General features: G+C 42.1%; 11 protein-coding genes and 2 pseudogenes. 8 read left to right on the top strand and 5 right to left on the bottom strand.

All coding sequences use genetic code 11. From position 1 onward, the window contains the following. Window positions 1-233 precede the first annotated feature (233 nt). Together E5987_RS11570 and E5987_RS11565 are read right to left on the bottom strand one after the other, a co-directional pair. Window positions 234-482 carry an integrase core domain-containing protein gene (locus E5987_RS11570; protein WP_160336237.1) on the bottom strand — a complete coding sequence of 83 codons (249 nt, stop codon included), beginning with the start codon at window positions 480-482 and terminating at the stop codon, window positions 234-236. Window positions 483-933: 451 nt separating this feature from the next. Continuing rightward, on the bottom strand, window positions 934-1,215 hold the full coding sequence (locus tag E5987_RS11565; protein ID WP_160336236.1) for a hypothetical protein: 282 nt from the start codon (window positions 1,213-1,215) through the stop codon (window positions 934-936). A gap of 165 nt (window positions 1,216-1,380) precedes the next feature. Between E5987_RS11565 and E5987_RS11560 the strand changes: the two genes are divergently transcribed. From E5987_RS11560 to E5987_RS13540, 6 genes and pseudogenes are all read left to right on the top strand, one after another. Beyond that, window positions 1,381-4,011, top strand: a complete 2,631-nt coding sequence (locus E5987_RS11560; protein ID WP_160336235.1) for a glycosyltransferase — start codon at window positions 1,381-1,383, stop codon at window positions 4,009-4,011. An 89-nt stretch (window positions 4,012-4,100) separates the two neighbouring features. Then, a complete protein-coding gene (locus tag E5987_RS11555; protein WP_160336234.1) occupies window positions 4,101-5,036 on the top strand; it encodes a Gfo/Idh/MocA family oxidoreductase in 936 nt (311 codons plus the stop codon). A 10-nt stretch (window positions 5,037-5,046) separates the two neighbouring features. Beyond that, entirely contained in the window at window positions 5,047-6,201 is a 1,155-nt protein-coding gene (locus E5987_RS11550) for a DegT/DnrJ/EryC1/StrS family aminotransferase (RefSeq protein WP_160336233.1), read from the top strand. Further along, complete coding sequence (locus E5987_RS11545) at window positions 6,194-6,781, top strand: acyltransferase (protein WP_160336232.1); 588 nt, start codon at window positions 6,194-6,196, stop codon at window positions 6,779-6,781. Before E5987_RS11550 ends, E5987_RS11545 begins: the two co-directional genes overlap by 8 nt. Window positions 6,782-6,796: 15 nt before the next feature. Continuing rightward, window positions 6,797-7,981 carry a nucleotide sugar dehydrogenase gene (locus E5987_RS11540; RefSeq protein WP_160336231.1) on the top strand — a complete coding sequence of 395 codons (1,185 nt, stop codon included), beginning with the start codon at window positions 6,797-6,799 and terminating at the stop codon, window positions 7,979-7,981. Between the two features lie 270 nt (window positions 7,982-8,251). After that, window positions 8,252-9,173: pseudogene (locus E5987_RS13540) on the top strand (IS5 family transposase); the annotation flags it as partial. 411 nt (window positions 9,174-9,584) lie between these two features. On the opposite strand, the gene E5987_RS11530 reads toward E5987_RS13540, so the two are convergent. Then, window positions 9,585-10,538: a LysR family transcriptional regulator gene (locus tag E5987_RS11530; protein WP_160336230.1), complete on the bottom strand. Its 954-nt coding sequence runs from the start codon at window positions 10,536-10,538 to the stop codon at window positions 9,585-9,587. Window positions 10,539-10,643: 105 nt separating this feature from the next. Here E5987_RS11530 and E5987_RS11525 point away from each other — a divergent pair, with 105 nt between their 5' ends. After that, entirely contained in the window at window positions 10,644-12,536 is a 1,893-nt protein-coding gene (locus E5987_RS11525; RefSeq protein WP_160336229.1) for a flavocytochrome c, read from the top strand. 53 nt (window positions 12,537-12,589) lie between these two features. Here the strand turns inward: E5987_RS11525 and E5987_RS11520 are convergent, their stop codons facing one another. Then, a complete protein-coding gene (locus E5987_RS11520; RefSeq protein ID WP_160336228.1) occupies window positions 12,590-13,537 on the bottom strand; it encodes a LysR family transcriptional regulator in 948 nt (315 codons plus the stop codon). 96 nt (window positions 13,538-13,633) lie between these two features. Between E5987_RS11520 and E5987_RS11515 the strand changes: the two genes are divergently transcribed. Beyond that, window positions 13,634-15,433, top strand: coding sequence for a C69 family dipeptidase (locus tag E5987_RS11515; protein WP_160336227.1), 1,800 nt, complete (start codon window positions 13,634-13,636; stop codon window positions 15,431-15,433). 231 nt (window positions 15,434-15,664) lie between these two features. Here E5987_RS11515 and tnpA read toward each other — a convergent pair. Then, a pseudogene (gene tnpA, locus E5987_RS13155) lies at window positions 15,665-16,066 on the bottom strand (IS200/IS605 family transposase). Between the last annotated feature and the right edge of the window lie 64 nt (window positions 16,067-16,130).

Below are 16,130 nucleotides of genomic sequence, written 5' to 3'. Positions count from 1 at the left end.
AGACTCTCAGAATCGTGTTGGAATTCGGACTCACTATTGCGTTGGAATTAACTCTCAGAATCGCGTTGGAAATCACTCTCAAAGTCGTGTTTGCTGAACATATTTTCTATTGTATTTTCCTATGCGTTAAGGGAGATTTTGTCTAAAAGCGTAGCTGAAAGCCTCCTCTAACCCAGGGCTTTTTGTGCTCACTTTTCTTAATCAACTAGCCGGATATCAATAGGTATCCGCAATTACATGCTGCCTTTGAGCTCCTCCTGCGATACATGCCCTAAAGAGCGTTGAATGCGTTCTGTGTTGTACCACGTGATGTAGTCAGCGATGATTTCCTGAGCCTTCGCTCTCGTCAGCTCTATTCTTTCCTGCGGAGTCATTCTGCGGAACGTTTCACTTTTCATATGCCCGTAAAACGTTTCTATGCTTGCGTTGTCCAGGCAATTTCCTCTCCTGGAGTAGCTCGGGCGGGCTCCGAGTTTTCTCACTGCTTTCACCTAGGACATACTCGTGTAGGTTCCACCTCTATCGCAGTGGATGACACAATCTGATGGCAGCAGTCCTCCTTTACTGTCACTCCTTTGCCTTTTAAAGACTCAACGATTGAGACTATATTTGATTCAGAGTGGTCCTTTAAATTAAAGTTTTTGGTAATCCACTCTTTGATTGCAAATGTATAGGCTAAGACGGACGTAATTAAGTAGCGCATATGCTCGTCTCCGGATCTGATGCTATCTCCAACTATGGCATGTCCTTTGCGTTTTTTAATTCGGATTTAACCCACTGTTGAACCGAACGAGGTTCCAGACTATAGAACTCAGCTGCCTTTAGCGAGGAACGAACCTTCCCTTCAATAACTTGTATCGCAATGGAACTTGCAAAAGCCCGAGATATGGCCCTTTTGGATATCTCCTTCTTTCGGGACCGGGTTATGACGGACTATATAGGGCCTCTGTAAACGCCAAATTGAATTTCAAGCTTAGTACAGGATAGGCCTTGACCATATAGCTTAACTATTTCTTCTCTCTCAATGCTGGAAAGCGGAGACTGTCGCTCTTCGGAGGCAATCCAATCACTGCTCATGAGCGATTTTGCCTTCCATAAACGCAAAATATCACGCGGAACGCCCGATAGTTGTTCAATCTCTCGATATTTCTTCATTTCATCGAATAAGGATTGAACCAATCTTTTGGCCTCAAGAGAAAATATCTTTCTCGTCAAGGTGCCTCCTTGCCAAGTGTCGCATTTTCAGGGGGCAGTTCACGCGACGGGTCACTAAACTTGTCGTTTGACTGACTATAATCCATCTATAGCCTGCAAAATATAATGCAGCGATAGGAAATAAAGGATAAATTTCTATAACTTATCTATCTGAAGTAAGAACACATGATAGCAATTAAGCAACCGATTGATATCTCAGTTGTAGTGCCAGTCCACAATGTTGAAGACTATTTAGAGGAATGTTTAAATAGTCTGCATAATCAAACCTTAAAAACGGCGGAATTTATTGTCATAGATGATGGAAGCACAGATCATTGTGCAGAAATTTGTGACCGGTACGCACAATTGGATAAAAGATTTATCGTTGCGCATCAAGATTGTCAAGGTACCTTATTGACAAGAAAGCGTGCTTTTGAATTAGCAAGAGGAAAGTGGTGTGTCTGTGTAGATGGAGATGACTACCTACCTTTTGATACAGTGCTGGAAGTAGAGGTTAATTTAGCTAATAAACACGATGTTGATATTTTACGCTTTGATATGTCTGCATTTGCAGAAAATGAAGAAGCAGTAAAGAACTATTTTAATTTTAGAAAAGAATGGGTAGGGTTAATAGAAACACCATTAGAAATTATCCGTGCGATATATGAAAATGGTACAGTTGGTTGGGGAATGGCCGACAAAATATATAGGACTGCTATTGTTAAAAAAGCGATACAACATCTTGAAAATGTTTATCTAATAAGCGGGACCGACTGTTATCAACTCTTTCTAATTTGTTTTTATGCAAATATTTTTAAATCTGTAAAAACAGAGCCTCTATACTCTTATCGTATGGGGTGCGGTGTTTCTACAGCGCAAGCAAGTTCAGAAAAATTTGGTCCTCGATCTCAAATTTTGAAAGTACCCAAATTTCTCACTTCTTTTTTATTATCGCAAGCAAAGTACGAGGAATATGATTCGATTATTCGCAAGTTAGCTGATCGTCTTATTGACCCGGCTATTTACGTGTTTAATAGTATTCCAGATAGCGAAGAAATAAATTCATTTGATTGCCTGTTTTGTAATCCGGAAATTAAATCTGAAGTTATTGCGGCGTTACAAAAGTTTTATTCAAATGATTCAGCTTTGTTAGCGCGGAAGGCCTCAAAATCAAGTTTACTTCAAGCCCAGAAGAGAAGAATAAAGAGGGTTGGAATTTTATATCCAAAACTTTCTAACGGAGAAAGTCTGCCTGTGGTTTTAAGACAAGCATCTCAATTCCGGGAGAATGGTTTTGAGGTCGTTCTTTTCACTGAAGAGATTTCCAGTATCGATTATACTGTCACAAAAGATTTTCCAATCGTTGTTCTTCCGAGGCGAGGAGAGGATAAAAGAATTAGAGCTTTTGAGAAGGTATTAATTGACAATCGCATTGATCTTGTGATTTATTATGCCGCTAATTCACCTGAATTGTTGTTTGATCTTTTGACAGTAAAGTTAAGTAGACGTTTTTTTGTTATTTATCAACATGAAAATTCGAGACGGCAACTAACGCAAAATGATCCATTTTTCAAACAGCTAATTCACACATACAAATTGGCGGATTCGTTTGTCGTATTATCCTCCATGGAGCAGTTTTACTACCGATCTCATGGGATCAATGCGATTAATATCTCCAATTCTTTAAACACTTCTGGTGAAAAGAAAAGGCCACTTCAAGACATTGCGGATTCACAGGTGTCCCCGTCAATGCATCATCACAGACTGGCCGAAGAAAATAGAACCCGTCATGTGGTTTGGTTAGGAAGACTAGATAATAAACAGAAGGGTTATGAAGAAGCTCTTGAAATTTTCTCAAGGGTGTGTACGTCTGAGCAAAATGTAATCTGTCACGTTATGGGAAAAGCTACTCGTGAGACCGATGTTGAGTATGTTAAGAACTTTATTTCCCAGCGTAATCTGCGAGATAAAATAATTTATGAGGAATTCACCTTGGAATCTGAGCATGTTTTAAAAGCTGCAGATGTCCACTTATTGACTTCGAGTTGCGAATGTTTACCAATGTCATTAGCACATATGATTTCATACGCAGTTCCGACAGTTCTTTATGAGTTGCCTGATCTTGAGGTTTTGAAAAATAAGAAAGATTGCATATCTGTTCCTAAACATAATGTTGCAGAGGCAGCGAGGGGCATTGGTGAGTTATTAAGAGATGATGAGAGAAGAAAACAACTGACATTAGTTGCGAAATCCCCCATTAAAGATTTCATTGCTACTAATCCCAGCCATATTGAAGGATGGCTCAAATTAATAAGTTCTCTAGAAAATAGAGATTCGTACCAATTTTTACCGGTCAATCAAGATGTTATTGGCCTAGTAGATTTGATTACTTCGTATTGCCAAGGTGAGATTAATAGATACAAGGATGAAATTTTAAGATATCAGAATTTAGCTAAGCAATATGAGGAAGAAAATAATCGGCTTCAGGCACTGATTGAGTCTCACCAGAAGGAAGTAAAGAATAGCCAGGAAAAGATAGGGCATCTTCAGAAGCAGCACAAGTCTATTCAAGACGAACTACTTTGCCATCAGGAGCGCATTGCCCAATTAAATCTCCTTCGCAAAACTGACTACGATGAGCTGAAGATTGAACGTTACGATGTATGCAGAGGTATTTTCACTAAGTTCTGCCCTGCAGGAACTAGGAGAAACGTAGCCGTCAAAGAAATTGCAGAAAAAATTTACAGCGTAATAAAAAGAAGTTGCAGTGAAGAAATAAATCGGAATTCGCAGAATGTCGAGGGGGGGGGTAAGTGAGATCGATAAGGTCTTTTGCAACAATAACTATTTTTTCAGGCAAATACTCTACGTAAATTGTTTCGCTTATGACAAAGGGGAGAAAACAAATGCCGAAGTATGGATTCGGTTTATTAGGTGCAGCTGGTTATGTGGCACCTAGACATATTCAAGCTATTTTTGAAACAGGTAATGAACTGCTTTATGCCTGTGATGTGACGGACAGTGTTGGAGTTTTAGACCGAAATTTTCCACAGTGTAAATTCTTTTTGTCTGTGGCCGAGATGGAAGAGGAACTGCGAAGCAAAAGAGGACAAAACGTTGGGGCTTTAGAAAAAGAAAACCTTGCACAAGATTTAGATTTTCTCTCAATCTGTACGCCAAACTATTTGCATTTTCCTCAAATAAAATTCGGACTAAAAAATAACATGCATGTTATTTGCGAAAAGCCTTTGGTATTGACCGAGAAGGAAGTGCACGAGCTAGAAAAAATCGAACAAGAGACAGGCAAAAGAGTTTATTCCATTCTCCAGCTTAGACTTCATCCGCAAATAATTAGATTAAAGGCTTTGTTAGAGTCTCAAAGACAAAATTCTTCTAAGCGCTCAAAAGTTTCTTTGAACTATGTGACATCACGCGGTCCCTGGTATAAAAAAAGCTGGAAATTTGATATCAATAAAAGCGGAGGAGTCGCAAGCAATATTGGTATTCATTTTTTTGACATGCTGATTCAGCTGTTTGGTTATCCGGATTCTTATGAGATTCTTAATAAGTCGGACGAACAGTTAAAAGGGATTCTTCATTGTCCTTATGCAGATGTCAATTTTTTCCTGAGTATTAAACAGGAGGATTTATCTCTTAATTTGCGGGATACAAATCAGCGATCATGGAGAGAGATGATAATTGACGGTTCTCCGTTTGATTTCACGAACGGCTTTACTGACCTTCATATCCAAAGCTACAAAGAGATTCTTGCAGGACGGGGTTTTGGACTAGCAGATGCTCTTCCAGCCATAAGATTGTGCGAAAGCATTCGCCTCTCTTAGTTGAAAAAATATGACGGAAACTTTCAAAAAAATTCCGATTTTTAGGCCTGAGGTGACTGATACAGGATTGCCTCAAGAACTACGGATAAGCATTTCTGAATTATTGAAGCAAGGATGCTTTATCCGCGGTCGTGCGGTCTTAGACTTCGAAAATCAACTGGCTCAGTATCTGAGTACAAACAATGTGATTGCGGTGGGTAATGGTACAGATGCGTTGCTGGCTGCTTTAATGGCTTTAGAACTGAATAAGGGAGATGAAGTCATAACGCCGGCGTTTGGTTATCCGGCTGCAGCTGAAATGATTTGCCTATTGGGTTTAACTCCTGTTCTCGTTGATGTTGATTGGAATACTTTTAATTTCGATCCGGTTCAGTTAGAGGAGGCGATTTCGCCTAAAACCAAGGTGATTCTGCCTTTGCATTTATTCGGTCTTCCTGCGCGCATGGATGACATCATGCAAATTGCAGATAAGTACCAACTGACAGTTATTGAAGATGCAGCGCAAAGTTTAGGTTCGGACTGTGTTGTAGACGGTAAAAAGAGAAAATCCGGAACCGTTGCGAGTCTGGGCTGTACATCTTTTTTCCCGTCTAAGAATTTAGGTGCTTGGGGAGACGGAGGAGCGATTTTCGTAAATAGAGATGATCCTAAACTATGGAATCGTCTTCGCAGCATCGTCAACCATGGACAGGAAAAGAAATACTTTCACACCATGCTCGGTATGAACTCCAGACTGGATACCGTTCAGGCAGAAGTGCTTTGCTACTACTTGAGTAGATTTGGAGACAATTGTCGTCGAAGAGTCCGAATTGCGTCGCGGTATACAGAAAGTTTTTCTCAACTAGAAAGCTTAGAGCTTCCGCTCTGCGCGGAGGTCAATAGCTATGTCCCAAATTTGTATACAGTAAAAGTAGCTAAAGATCGGAGAGATGCCTTACAGAGTTTTCTAAACAAAAAGGGGATTGCCTCGCAAGTCTATTATCCGCTGCCGATACACCGACAAAAAGCTTACGCTCCTTTCGTACGTACTCCCGTGAAACTCACTAATTCAGAACAATTGCCATTCTGCGTCCTTTCTTTACCCTGTTTCCCTTCAATGAAAGAGTGGGAACAGGAAGCTGTTATCTCAGCAGTAAAGCAATTTTTTAGGGAAAGTCATGTCTGAAATTCAGATTCATCCAACCGCAGTCGTTGATCACGGAGCGGTGATAGGAAAGGGGACTGTTATCTGGCATTTTTGCCATGTTTCCGAAGACAGCATCATTGGAGAAAATTGCTCTCTTGGCCAAAATGTCTATGTTGCACCGAACGTTGTTATTGGCAGCGGAGTTAGAGTCCAGAACAATGTCTCTCTTTTTACAGGCGTCACTATTGAAGACAACGTTTTCTTAGGACCGTCGTGCGTCTTTACTAATGTTCTCAACCCTCGAAGTTTTGTTAGCAGGAAGTCTGAATTCAAAGACACAATAGTTAAAGAAGGAGCTTCAGTTGGTGCAAACGCAGTCATTCTGTGCGGACATCAGATCGGACGGTATGCGCTGATAGGCGCTGGAAGCGTTGTGACTAAGGATGTAAAAGATTTTGAAGTTGTAGTAGGAAATCCTGCACGCCATCATGGATGGGTCAGCCGTTTTGGTAATAGATTAAATTTTAATACGGAAGGTCGTGCGTATTGTCCGGATTCCTGCTGTAACTACCAATTATTAAACGGCTGTGTGATTGAATCTGCAGAAACTAAAGAATAAGAACAGGTATATTTGATGCACAAAGAAAGTTATAGGATCGCCGTTATCGGCTGCGGATATGTAGGTTTGCCCCTAGCGCTGGCATTTTCTCGTTTGTTTCCGGTGGTCGGATTTGATCTTGATGAAAAAAGAGTATTCGAACTCTCTCAGCCATTTGATCGAAACGGCGAGTATTCTGCAGAAGAATTTCAACATAGACAGCTCAGCTTTTCGTCAGATGACGAAGATCTCAGGAACTGCAATGTCTTTATTATTGCTGTGCCGACACCCGTAGATCAAAATCATAGTCCTGACCTTTCCTGTCTCATTAATGCTTCTCGGATGGTTGGTTCTTTGCTAAAAAAAGGAGATTGTGTCATTTATGAATCAACCGTTGCCCCGGGCTGTACTGGAAAAATCTGTCTGCCGATCTTAAAGGACGAGTCAGCTCTTGTGCCGGGAGAAGATTTTTACCTGGGTTTCTCTCCGGAAAGAGTGAATCCGGGAGATGCTGAACATACGCTTCAGTCAATTTCGAAGGTAGTATCGGGCATAAACGAGGAGAGTCTTCTATTTATAGAAAAACTCTATTCTTTCGTGGTAAATAAGACTTGCATGGCGTCTTCCATTGAAATTGCAGAGGCTTCAAAATTGGTGGAAAACATTCAGAGAGACGTCAACATTGCGCTAATGAATGAACTGTCTGTCTACTTAGAGAAAATGGGCATTCCGATGGATGAAGTACTTGAGGTTTCTGCAAGCAAATGGAATTTCTCTAATTATCATCCGGGATTAGTAGGGGGGCACTGTATCGCGGTGGATCCTTATTATCTATTAGAATCCGCTGAGAAAGAAGGCGTACCACTTTCTCTTATTCAGCAGGCTAGGGATGTTAACGAAAACATGCCGGAAGAGTTTGCTTGCCGCATCCTTTCGAAACTTGAGAAACCCTATAGGGGCAAAAAAGTCTTGATTCGAGGACTAGCTTTTAAACCTGGTGTTAAAGATATAAGGAATACAAAAACGCCTCAGCTTAGGGAACTCCTTCTGAAGCAAGGAATTGAAGTGGATGTTTATGATCCGTTCGTGGATCATAGCGTTTCATTGTCGATGTTTGGTTTTGAGACCATTGATGAGATTACAGATCAATACGACTTAATCGTCTTGCCCCACAATTTATCAATTATTGGGCCAAGGGAAAGTCCTTATAGGAATTCTTAAAGCATGACTGGAAAAAATAGTGTTTTTGAACTCGTCCTTTTATGGGATGTGGTAATCCTCTTTTTTTAATACATAAGTTGCGTATTATTTCGCAGTAATTTTTTTGAATCAAACTGCTAACATCACCAATAGTCTCTTTAAATAGAACACGAATAGATCGTCCATTTCTATGAATCTCAAGTCTAAGGAATCTCTGTACAAAAGGTGGGTGATATACTGTAATTAGCATACTATATTAAGTTACGACTATGAAGATTAAAGCACCCATCTGCAGAAACCTCTCCGCAGTTAGGCGGTACAAGAAGAACCAAATTCCTTGAGACATTGGACGCTATCATTCCCTGGCAGGATTTGTGTGCTCTGATTAGTCCTTACTACAGTGAGGGTAAGCGCGGCCAGCAGCCGTATCCGTTGGAGTTCATGATTCGCGTACACTTTCTACAGCTTGTCTACAATTTGAGCGATCCGATGTGTGAGGAAACGCTTCGTGACTCTCTTTCATCTCGACGGTTTGTAGGTCTGACAATGGATTCAAAATGTCCGGATGAGACCACTATTCTGCGCTTTCGCCATTTACTCGAAAGAAACGGCTTGGATATGCAGATTTTCGATTTATTCAAATATCAGTTAAGTCAAAGCGGTCTTCTTTTTAGCAAGGGAACGATAATTGACGGCTCTTTTATTGAGGCACCGAGTTCGACAAAGAATGCCGGCAATGCGTTCGGCTAAGAAAGGCAGCGATTGGCATTTTGGGATGAAGTTTCACAGCGGTGTGGACAAGGTCAGCGGCGTCATTCATAGCGTGACAACGACAGCGGCGAATGTTTACGATATAGCTCAGGTTGATAAATTAAGAAGTCCTACTGATTGGAAAGTCATAGGAGATGCGGGATATCTCGGCATGGACAAACGCGAGAGCGAAGACCCGGAGCACGTCACTCACACTGCGGCAAAACGATATAGCCAGCGGAAAAAGTTCCCGGAAGCTAAGGTAGTGCAAGAAAAGAGACTTAGTTCAATCAGGTGTAAGGTCGAACACGCTTTCCATCGGATAAAGATTCAATTCGGTTATAGAAAAGTTCGTTATCGGGGATTGGCTAAAAACACAGCAAGGCTAACAATGTTGGCATCTATCGCTAATATGTTTACCGCACTTTGCTATGAAAAACGAACGAAAATGAGTTTTGCATAGGATAAGTGTGTCTGTACGGAATACTTTTTTAGAATAAATCGATCAATAAAGAGGGGTTAAATACCCGATATCGGTGAAAAATATCTAATTTTCTATGAAGGTTGCCTCTTCAAAGGAGGTTGGGAAGACAGATTCTTGTTTCGCAGAGGTTCCTCAAATCTTTTTTGAATCGTGTCTTGCGGAAAATGTTCCAATCTATCTTGTATTACATAATGAATTAGCAGGAAAAATCGTATACATCTGCACCGATGAGACGACCAGTGAGACGCTATTTCAGATGTATTGTCGTCCGGACTCGCGTGCAGGACTTTCTTAGTCTTCCAGGTAGGTAAAAATTTTTTTGACGCCGCTTGGTGAATCACTGTTTTTTAATTGTTTTACTTTCTCGAGTTCTCCAATTGGAAATCATCGTTAAGGCTGAACACCGTACTTTTCGTATATGGGTTTCCAACGCTGTGGATAGGCCTGTTTTTGTTTCTTTGCAAACCAAGAGGCAAAATCAATGAGATACTTCTTGTGTTCATCTGATTTTCTCATCGCGACAGTCATATTCCAAACAGGTCTGTGAAAACCCGGTAGTACTGGAATAAGTCTTCCGCTGCTAATGTCCTCTTTGCAGAATGCGACGGAAAGATCGATCGCAATGCCCTGACCGGATAAGGCAGCTTCTCGGCAAGAGAATGCATCTCCGAGGTATAAAAGCTTGAATTCTTCGTTCAGAAAAACTCTGTTTTGTCCATGTTCGATAAATGTCGTTGTCGGATAAATTCTGCTGTATCTCAAGATTAAATTGTGAGATTTAAGGTCATTAGTGCTGTAGGGAACACCGTGCTGCTTCAGATAACTCGGAGTGGCGAGAAGCATGTTGTAGCTGAAGCCGGCATCAAAGACAAGAAGCGAATCATCGTTGTTATCCGGTAAATACGGAAGCATGGCAATATCGGTCTCCCCGTCAAGAATGTGTCGATGATCACAATCATTAATGAGATGGATCTGTAGATTGGGGTGCTTATCCGTATACGAAGACAACAACGGAAATAAATCGCCTCTTGTCATGTTAACCGGAAGAGAAAGCGACAATGACTGAGGCCGATTTGATATTGATTCAGCAGTCTTATTCAGTTTCTCCGAGCACTGGATTAAATTCTCAGCTTCAGGAAGAAGCCTTATTGCAACTTCCGTGAGTTTAAACGGCCGAACTGTCCGATCAAAAAGAAGAACGCCAAGATCCGTTTCCAGTTCTTTAACCATACGTGAGACGGTCTTTAGGTCCATGTCAAGCTCAATTGCAGTTCTTGAGACGTTTAGCGTTCGAGCGGTTTTTAGAAATACCTTCCAACTAATCAGGTTCTCTTTAGGTCGCATATTAAAGAGTTCTCATCTTATGAGAAGTGATTCAGGATTTATGTCTATTTGTACGGAAGTATATAACTTATTCTGAACGCGTAACGTTAGTCCTTTGGAGATACTATGAAGAAGAAACTTTCTGTTCTGATTACCGCTGCAGCTCTTGTAATTGGTTTTCAAGCTTATGCGAAAGACGGTACTTACACAGCAACAACTCTTGGAAGAAACGGAGATGTAACCGTCCAGGTAAAGATTGCAAATAACAAAATTGCGGATGTAAAAGTTCTCAATTGGAGCGAAACTCATCCCGTGGCAGATCTTCCTAAAACGAAAGTACCGGAAGACATTGTTAAAAATCAGTCCACGAATGTGAACAATGTTTCAGGTGCAACACTCACGACCTTTGCTATTAAAGCCGCAGTTCAGGACTGTTTAAAACAAGCAGGTTTGAATCCGAAAGATTATGCCAAGGCTGTTCCTAATCCTGTAAAAGTGAGCGCTAATGTCGAAGAAAAGACCGATGTGGTTGTCGTTGGTGCCGGCGGTGCCGGTTTATCCGCCGCTGTCGCAGCCGCTAAACGCGGACTCAATGTCATAGTCGTTGAAAAGACTCATTTTGCAGGCGGCAACACCTCAGTTTCCGGCGGATGCTTCAATGCTGCTGACCCTGAAGGTCAGAAGCCCATTAAGATGACTGAAGGTCAGAAGCGGTCCATCGACAAACTGCTCGAAGAAAAGATACAGAATCCGCTCCAGGAGAAATTAGTCGCTCAAGTTAAACAGCAGTGGGAAGCGTATAAAAAATCCGGTTCCGACAGCCTGTTCGACTCACCGGAACTTCATGCACTTCAGTCTTGGAAGGCCGGTGACTATAAAGCCAATCTTGCGCTCGTCTATAAGCTAACTAAAGAAGCGCCGACGATTCAAAAGACACTGTCTGAGATGGGTCTTACCTGGCAGAAACAACCGACTCAGTTTGTCGGAGCGCTTTGGCCTCGTTCACATAGAGCCAGCAACTATAAATCCGGTGTCGGGTATATCGATACCTATCTCGATCTCATTAAGGCTCAGAAACTTCCGGTCACGTTCATGATGAGCACTCCTGCCGAGAGTCTGATTGAAAAGGATGGAAAAGTTATTGGCATTAAAGCTAAAGGTTCCGACGGAAAGGATTATTCCATCTATGCGTCTAAAGGTGTAATCCTCACAACCGGCGGATTCGGGGCCAATGTGAAGATGCGCAATGAGTACGACGAGATTTGGGATAAGAAACTCGATGCGAAGGTTAAGACTACTAATATGCCCGCTATTACCGGCGACGGCATAAACATGGCCTTGAAGGCCGGCGCCGCTGTTAAGGACATGGGCTACATTCAGCTGCTTCCGACAACCGATCCTGCAACCGGCTCCACAAACCACAAGATTGTTGAGTCCACTAACATTTATGTCAATAAACTTGGCAATCGTTTTGTGAACGAGCAGGGAAGACGAGATGTATTAGCTAAGGCTGCTCTGGCTCAGCCGGACCATGTTTTCTATGTTATCGGTACCGAGCAAACGCTCTTGAAGGATAAAGAAGGAAGAGGTCCTTACGGCATTATGATCGCAGATCTTCTTAAACAAAAGAAAGCCTTCAAGTCGGACACGCTCGAAGGACTGGCAAAAGAACTCGGCATGAATCCTGAGAACTTAAAGCGCACTGTCGAAAAATGGAATGAGTTCTGCAAGACGCAGAAAGACGATGAGTTTGGCCGCATGAGCTGTGAGGAAGGAAACAAACTTCCGAAAGGTCCTTACTATGCTTCGATTATGACACCTTCTGTACATCACACGATGGGCGGATTAGTGATTGATGAAGATACCCATGTGCTGAATAAAGCTGGTAAGCCGATTTCCGGCCTTTATGCGGCAGGCGAAATTACCGGCGGTATTCATGGTACAAACCGTGTAGGCTGCAATGCTGTTCCGGATGCTTTGATTTACGGAACGATTGCCGGTCAGGAAGTCGGTAAGTAATAAATACTTCTAACTGAAAGGAGCCCTGGAGTAACTTCCGGGGCCGATTCATCCTACCTTAATGCATAGCATGGCGCATGCGTTTTATAGCCTTTGAATTCCCTTTTCCAAGAAGACAGAAAAAAATCGAGGAACTCTTTTCGAATACCGGAAAGTCTATGCGTTCCGACGGCCATGTAAAAATGAAATCCTGCGCTTTCATACGGCTCAAAAAGTCGAACCAACGTACCGTTATTAAAGTCCTCTTGGCACATGTAGACGGGGACACCCCAGCCAATACCAAGACCTTTTTTTACCGCGTAGAGAAGTGATGTGCTGTTATCAAGGCCAAAAAAACTTCCCCAAGATAAAGGAATATTTTCGGTACCATGCGGGCCGTACAAAAATCTCTGTCCGCAGTTCCAGTTGTAACAGGAGACAATTCTGCAGCGCTTTAAATCTTCCGGAGAACGAATCGGATGCTTACTAAGATATTCTTTGCTTGCAGCCATGTATGTGGGAGCGACGCCCAAATCTCGGCATTCACCAGGAGGCCTCTGGCTGAAATTTGCAAAAACTGCAATATCAAATCCTAATTGATGACCTAGATCCTCAGACTTGTTGTCTGTTAATTCAAAATCTACATCCGGGTAAAGTTGACTGAACTGATTGATCCAGCAGATTACAAGTTCCAGCAGTCCGTTTGAAACATTGACTTTAATTGTCTGTCGTGGCTCCTTGTCCTCTCGACATATCTGATTCAAAGTGTATGTAAACTCTTCAACAAGCGGAAAGATGGCTTTTAAGACACTCTCTCCCTGAGCGGTCAGGAAACTAGAGTGAGATTTTCTTTCAACAAGCTCATAACCTAGAGCTTTTTCTAAAACTCGAATCTTATTACTGACAGATGAAACATCAATATTCAGCTCTTCGGCTGCCTTATTCATGGAGCCAAGTGCCGCAACACGGCTCAGAGTAAACCAATAATCTAAATTCTCAAGTTTTTTGATTTTTCTGTCCATGGGTTTACCCTCGTTTGCGTTTTTTACATTGTCTGTTTTGGATTTTAGTGTAAACATGGGCTGTCGGTAACTTTTTGTAATAGAGGAGAAGTGATTATGATTCGCAAAGCAACTGCACTGTCCGTACTGCTTGGTATCTCTCTGGCAACTGTCTCGTTGAATTCGAATGCGTGTTTCACTGTAATTGTCGGAAAGAATGCTTCCGCGACCGGGGAAATCTTGGTTGGCCATAATGAGGATAATGACGGCAGAATTATGAGTAACCAGTACTATGTCCCTCCGGCCAAACATAAAGCGGGCGAGAAATTGGTTTATGAAGCCGGCGCAGCAAAAATTCCACAAGTAGATCAGACACACGGTTTCTGGTGGCAGCAAACGCTCCATCCGTCAGGATATTCTTTTTCTGATGGTTTCTATAACGATAAAGGTGTTCTCGTAACTTCTAATAACTGTAATCTAACTATCGAGAAGGATGAAAAAACTAAGGATGGCGGCATTGGCTACGGAATTCGTCGATTAGTTGCCGAAAGAGCAAATTCAGCTCGTGACGGCGTCAATTTGATCATCGACCTCGTTGGGAAATACGGTTATCGTCATCAGGGAAGAACGTATACGATTGCGGATAAAAATGAAGCATGGCAGGTTGCGCTTCTGAAAGGCGGAAGGTATTTGGCAAGGAAAGTCGGCGACAACGAAATGACGGTCATGAGCAATGCTTTCTCGTTGGGTAAGGTTGACTTAAACGACAAAGCCAATGTCCTGTATTCTTCGGATTTAGTTCAGCATGCTATCGACATGGGAACCTACAAACCGGCTAAGGCAGGGGATTATTCCGACTTTAATTTCCGTGAGGCATATCAGCTGCCGGCCAGAATAGAAGCGGATAGAAATACAGTTCGAGTTCAGGCAGCATTGAAACATCTGACTGGAGAAAAGATTGAAAATCCGCATGAATTCCCGACATCTTTGGTTCCTAAAGATAAATTGACTATGGCGGATGTTAGGGAAATTATTCGTTTAACGAATCCGTGGGATGAAAGACCCTCCGGATGGTACCACGAATACTTTAAAGACCCCTCTAACGGGGGAACTTTTGACAGCGCTGTTTATGTTCTGACAGCTGATCCGAGGCTTTCTTATACTTGGAGAACATCCGGACGTCCGGACTCCCAGTTCTCTTATCCTCAGTTTATGATGGCGGCACCAGCAGCTGCTCAGGCCTATATGACACCGGAAGAGGGAACGGAAGCACAATTTCGAAGCAAACCGGAACAGTTTGATTACACGCCGGATAGAACAGTCTTTACATTTATTAATCATCAAAACATCCTTGATTGGAACCAGAAAGCGCTGAAGGATTTTCCAAAGAAACAGGAAGTCTTTGAAAAGCAAATGTCAAAGGATTTTGATAATCAGATGGATAGAGTCCGGCTGGTTCTTCCCGTATCAGAATCAAAAGCATTAGCAATGATGAAGGAGTTCAATACTGATAGCTTTAATCGGGCCTTGGCTGCAACTGCTGCGGAGTTAGATCGCAACAATAAGCACACCATTGCTATTGAGGCAAAGGACCTTTCCAAAGCCGATAAAGGTACTGTAAAGGTAACGCTTTTCTCGAATAAGGATTTTGATGCCTCCGCCCTGAATAAAGACAAGACTTATTTCGGCGACGGATATCCGGATGACAACATCCATTACAACCAGAAACGCGCAGTTCCCGCTAAAGTGGAATACGTGGACGTTAATGGAGATGGTCTTAAGGATGCCGTTATGGAATTCCCGATTGAGGGTGCAACAGCTCAGACTTTCCCTGGAGTTAATACTCAGCTCTACCTCTGGTCTGTTGTTGACGGAGAACCGGTTGTAGCTTATGACATAGTCAAAATTAAGAAGTAGAAAGGTATTGCAGTTGCCCACGCTATGCGTGGGCATTTGTTCGATATTCACATAGGTGGAAATTTCGAAACCGATTGCGGAGGGCATTGTTTCTGCACTAAATTTATAAGAATGCGGGGACTGTAGTAACTGACTCAGCTTATATCCTTCCATCCTTGCAAATCATTATTTAACGAATTCCGCGGAATTCCCCGTGCGTAAGCGCGGGGATGGATAGCGGACGGCCGAATGTCAATTCGGCCGTTGATTTTTGATATATCTCTCAATAATGGCAGTTGTTGCTCCGTCTCCAACTGAAATTACACAGTAACTTTTTGTCCAAAAGCGTTTGCCCCAAAGTATCCTTCGAATCTGATTGAAGAATTCTTGACGAATTTTCAGAGATGATATGGTTTTTAGTTTACGTACCAGATTTGAAAGGAAAATTGTTGCAGGGTAAGAGATCAATAGATGAACATGATCTTCTTCCGAGCACTACAAAAGCTTGACTTGATCCCGTTGACACAAGTCAGCAAAAATTTCTTTGACTCTTTCCAAGATCGTTGATGAAATAACTTTTCGTCTGTAAGCTACTACGAAGATCAAGTGAGCTTTGAGATTGAAAACACAATGAGAACCGATAGATAACTGCATATGATTCAAAAAGTCGAGCGACACGTTATTCGTAAAAACAATGCTAACTGGCAAGCCTGCCACA

The sequence above is a fragment of the Parasutterella muris genome, from assembly GCF_009767915.1.
Taxonomy (GTDB): domain Bacteria; phylum Pseudomonadota; class Gammaproteobacteria; order Burkholderiales; family Burkholderiaceae_F; genus Parasutterella; species Parasutterella muris.
Note: the sequence above shows the minus strand (reverse complement) of the source record. Positions and strands in the feature narration are given on the sequence as shown.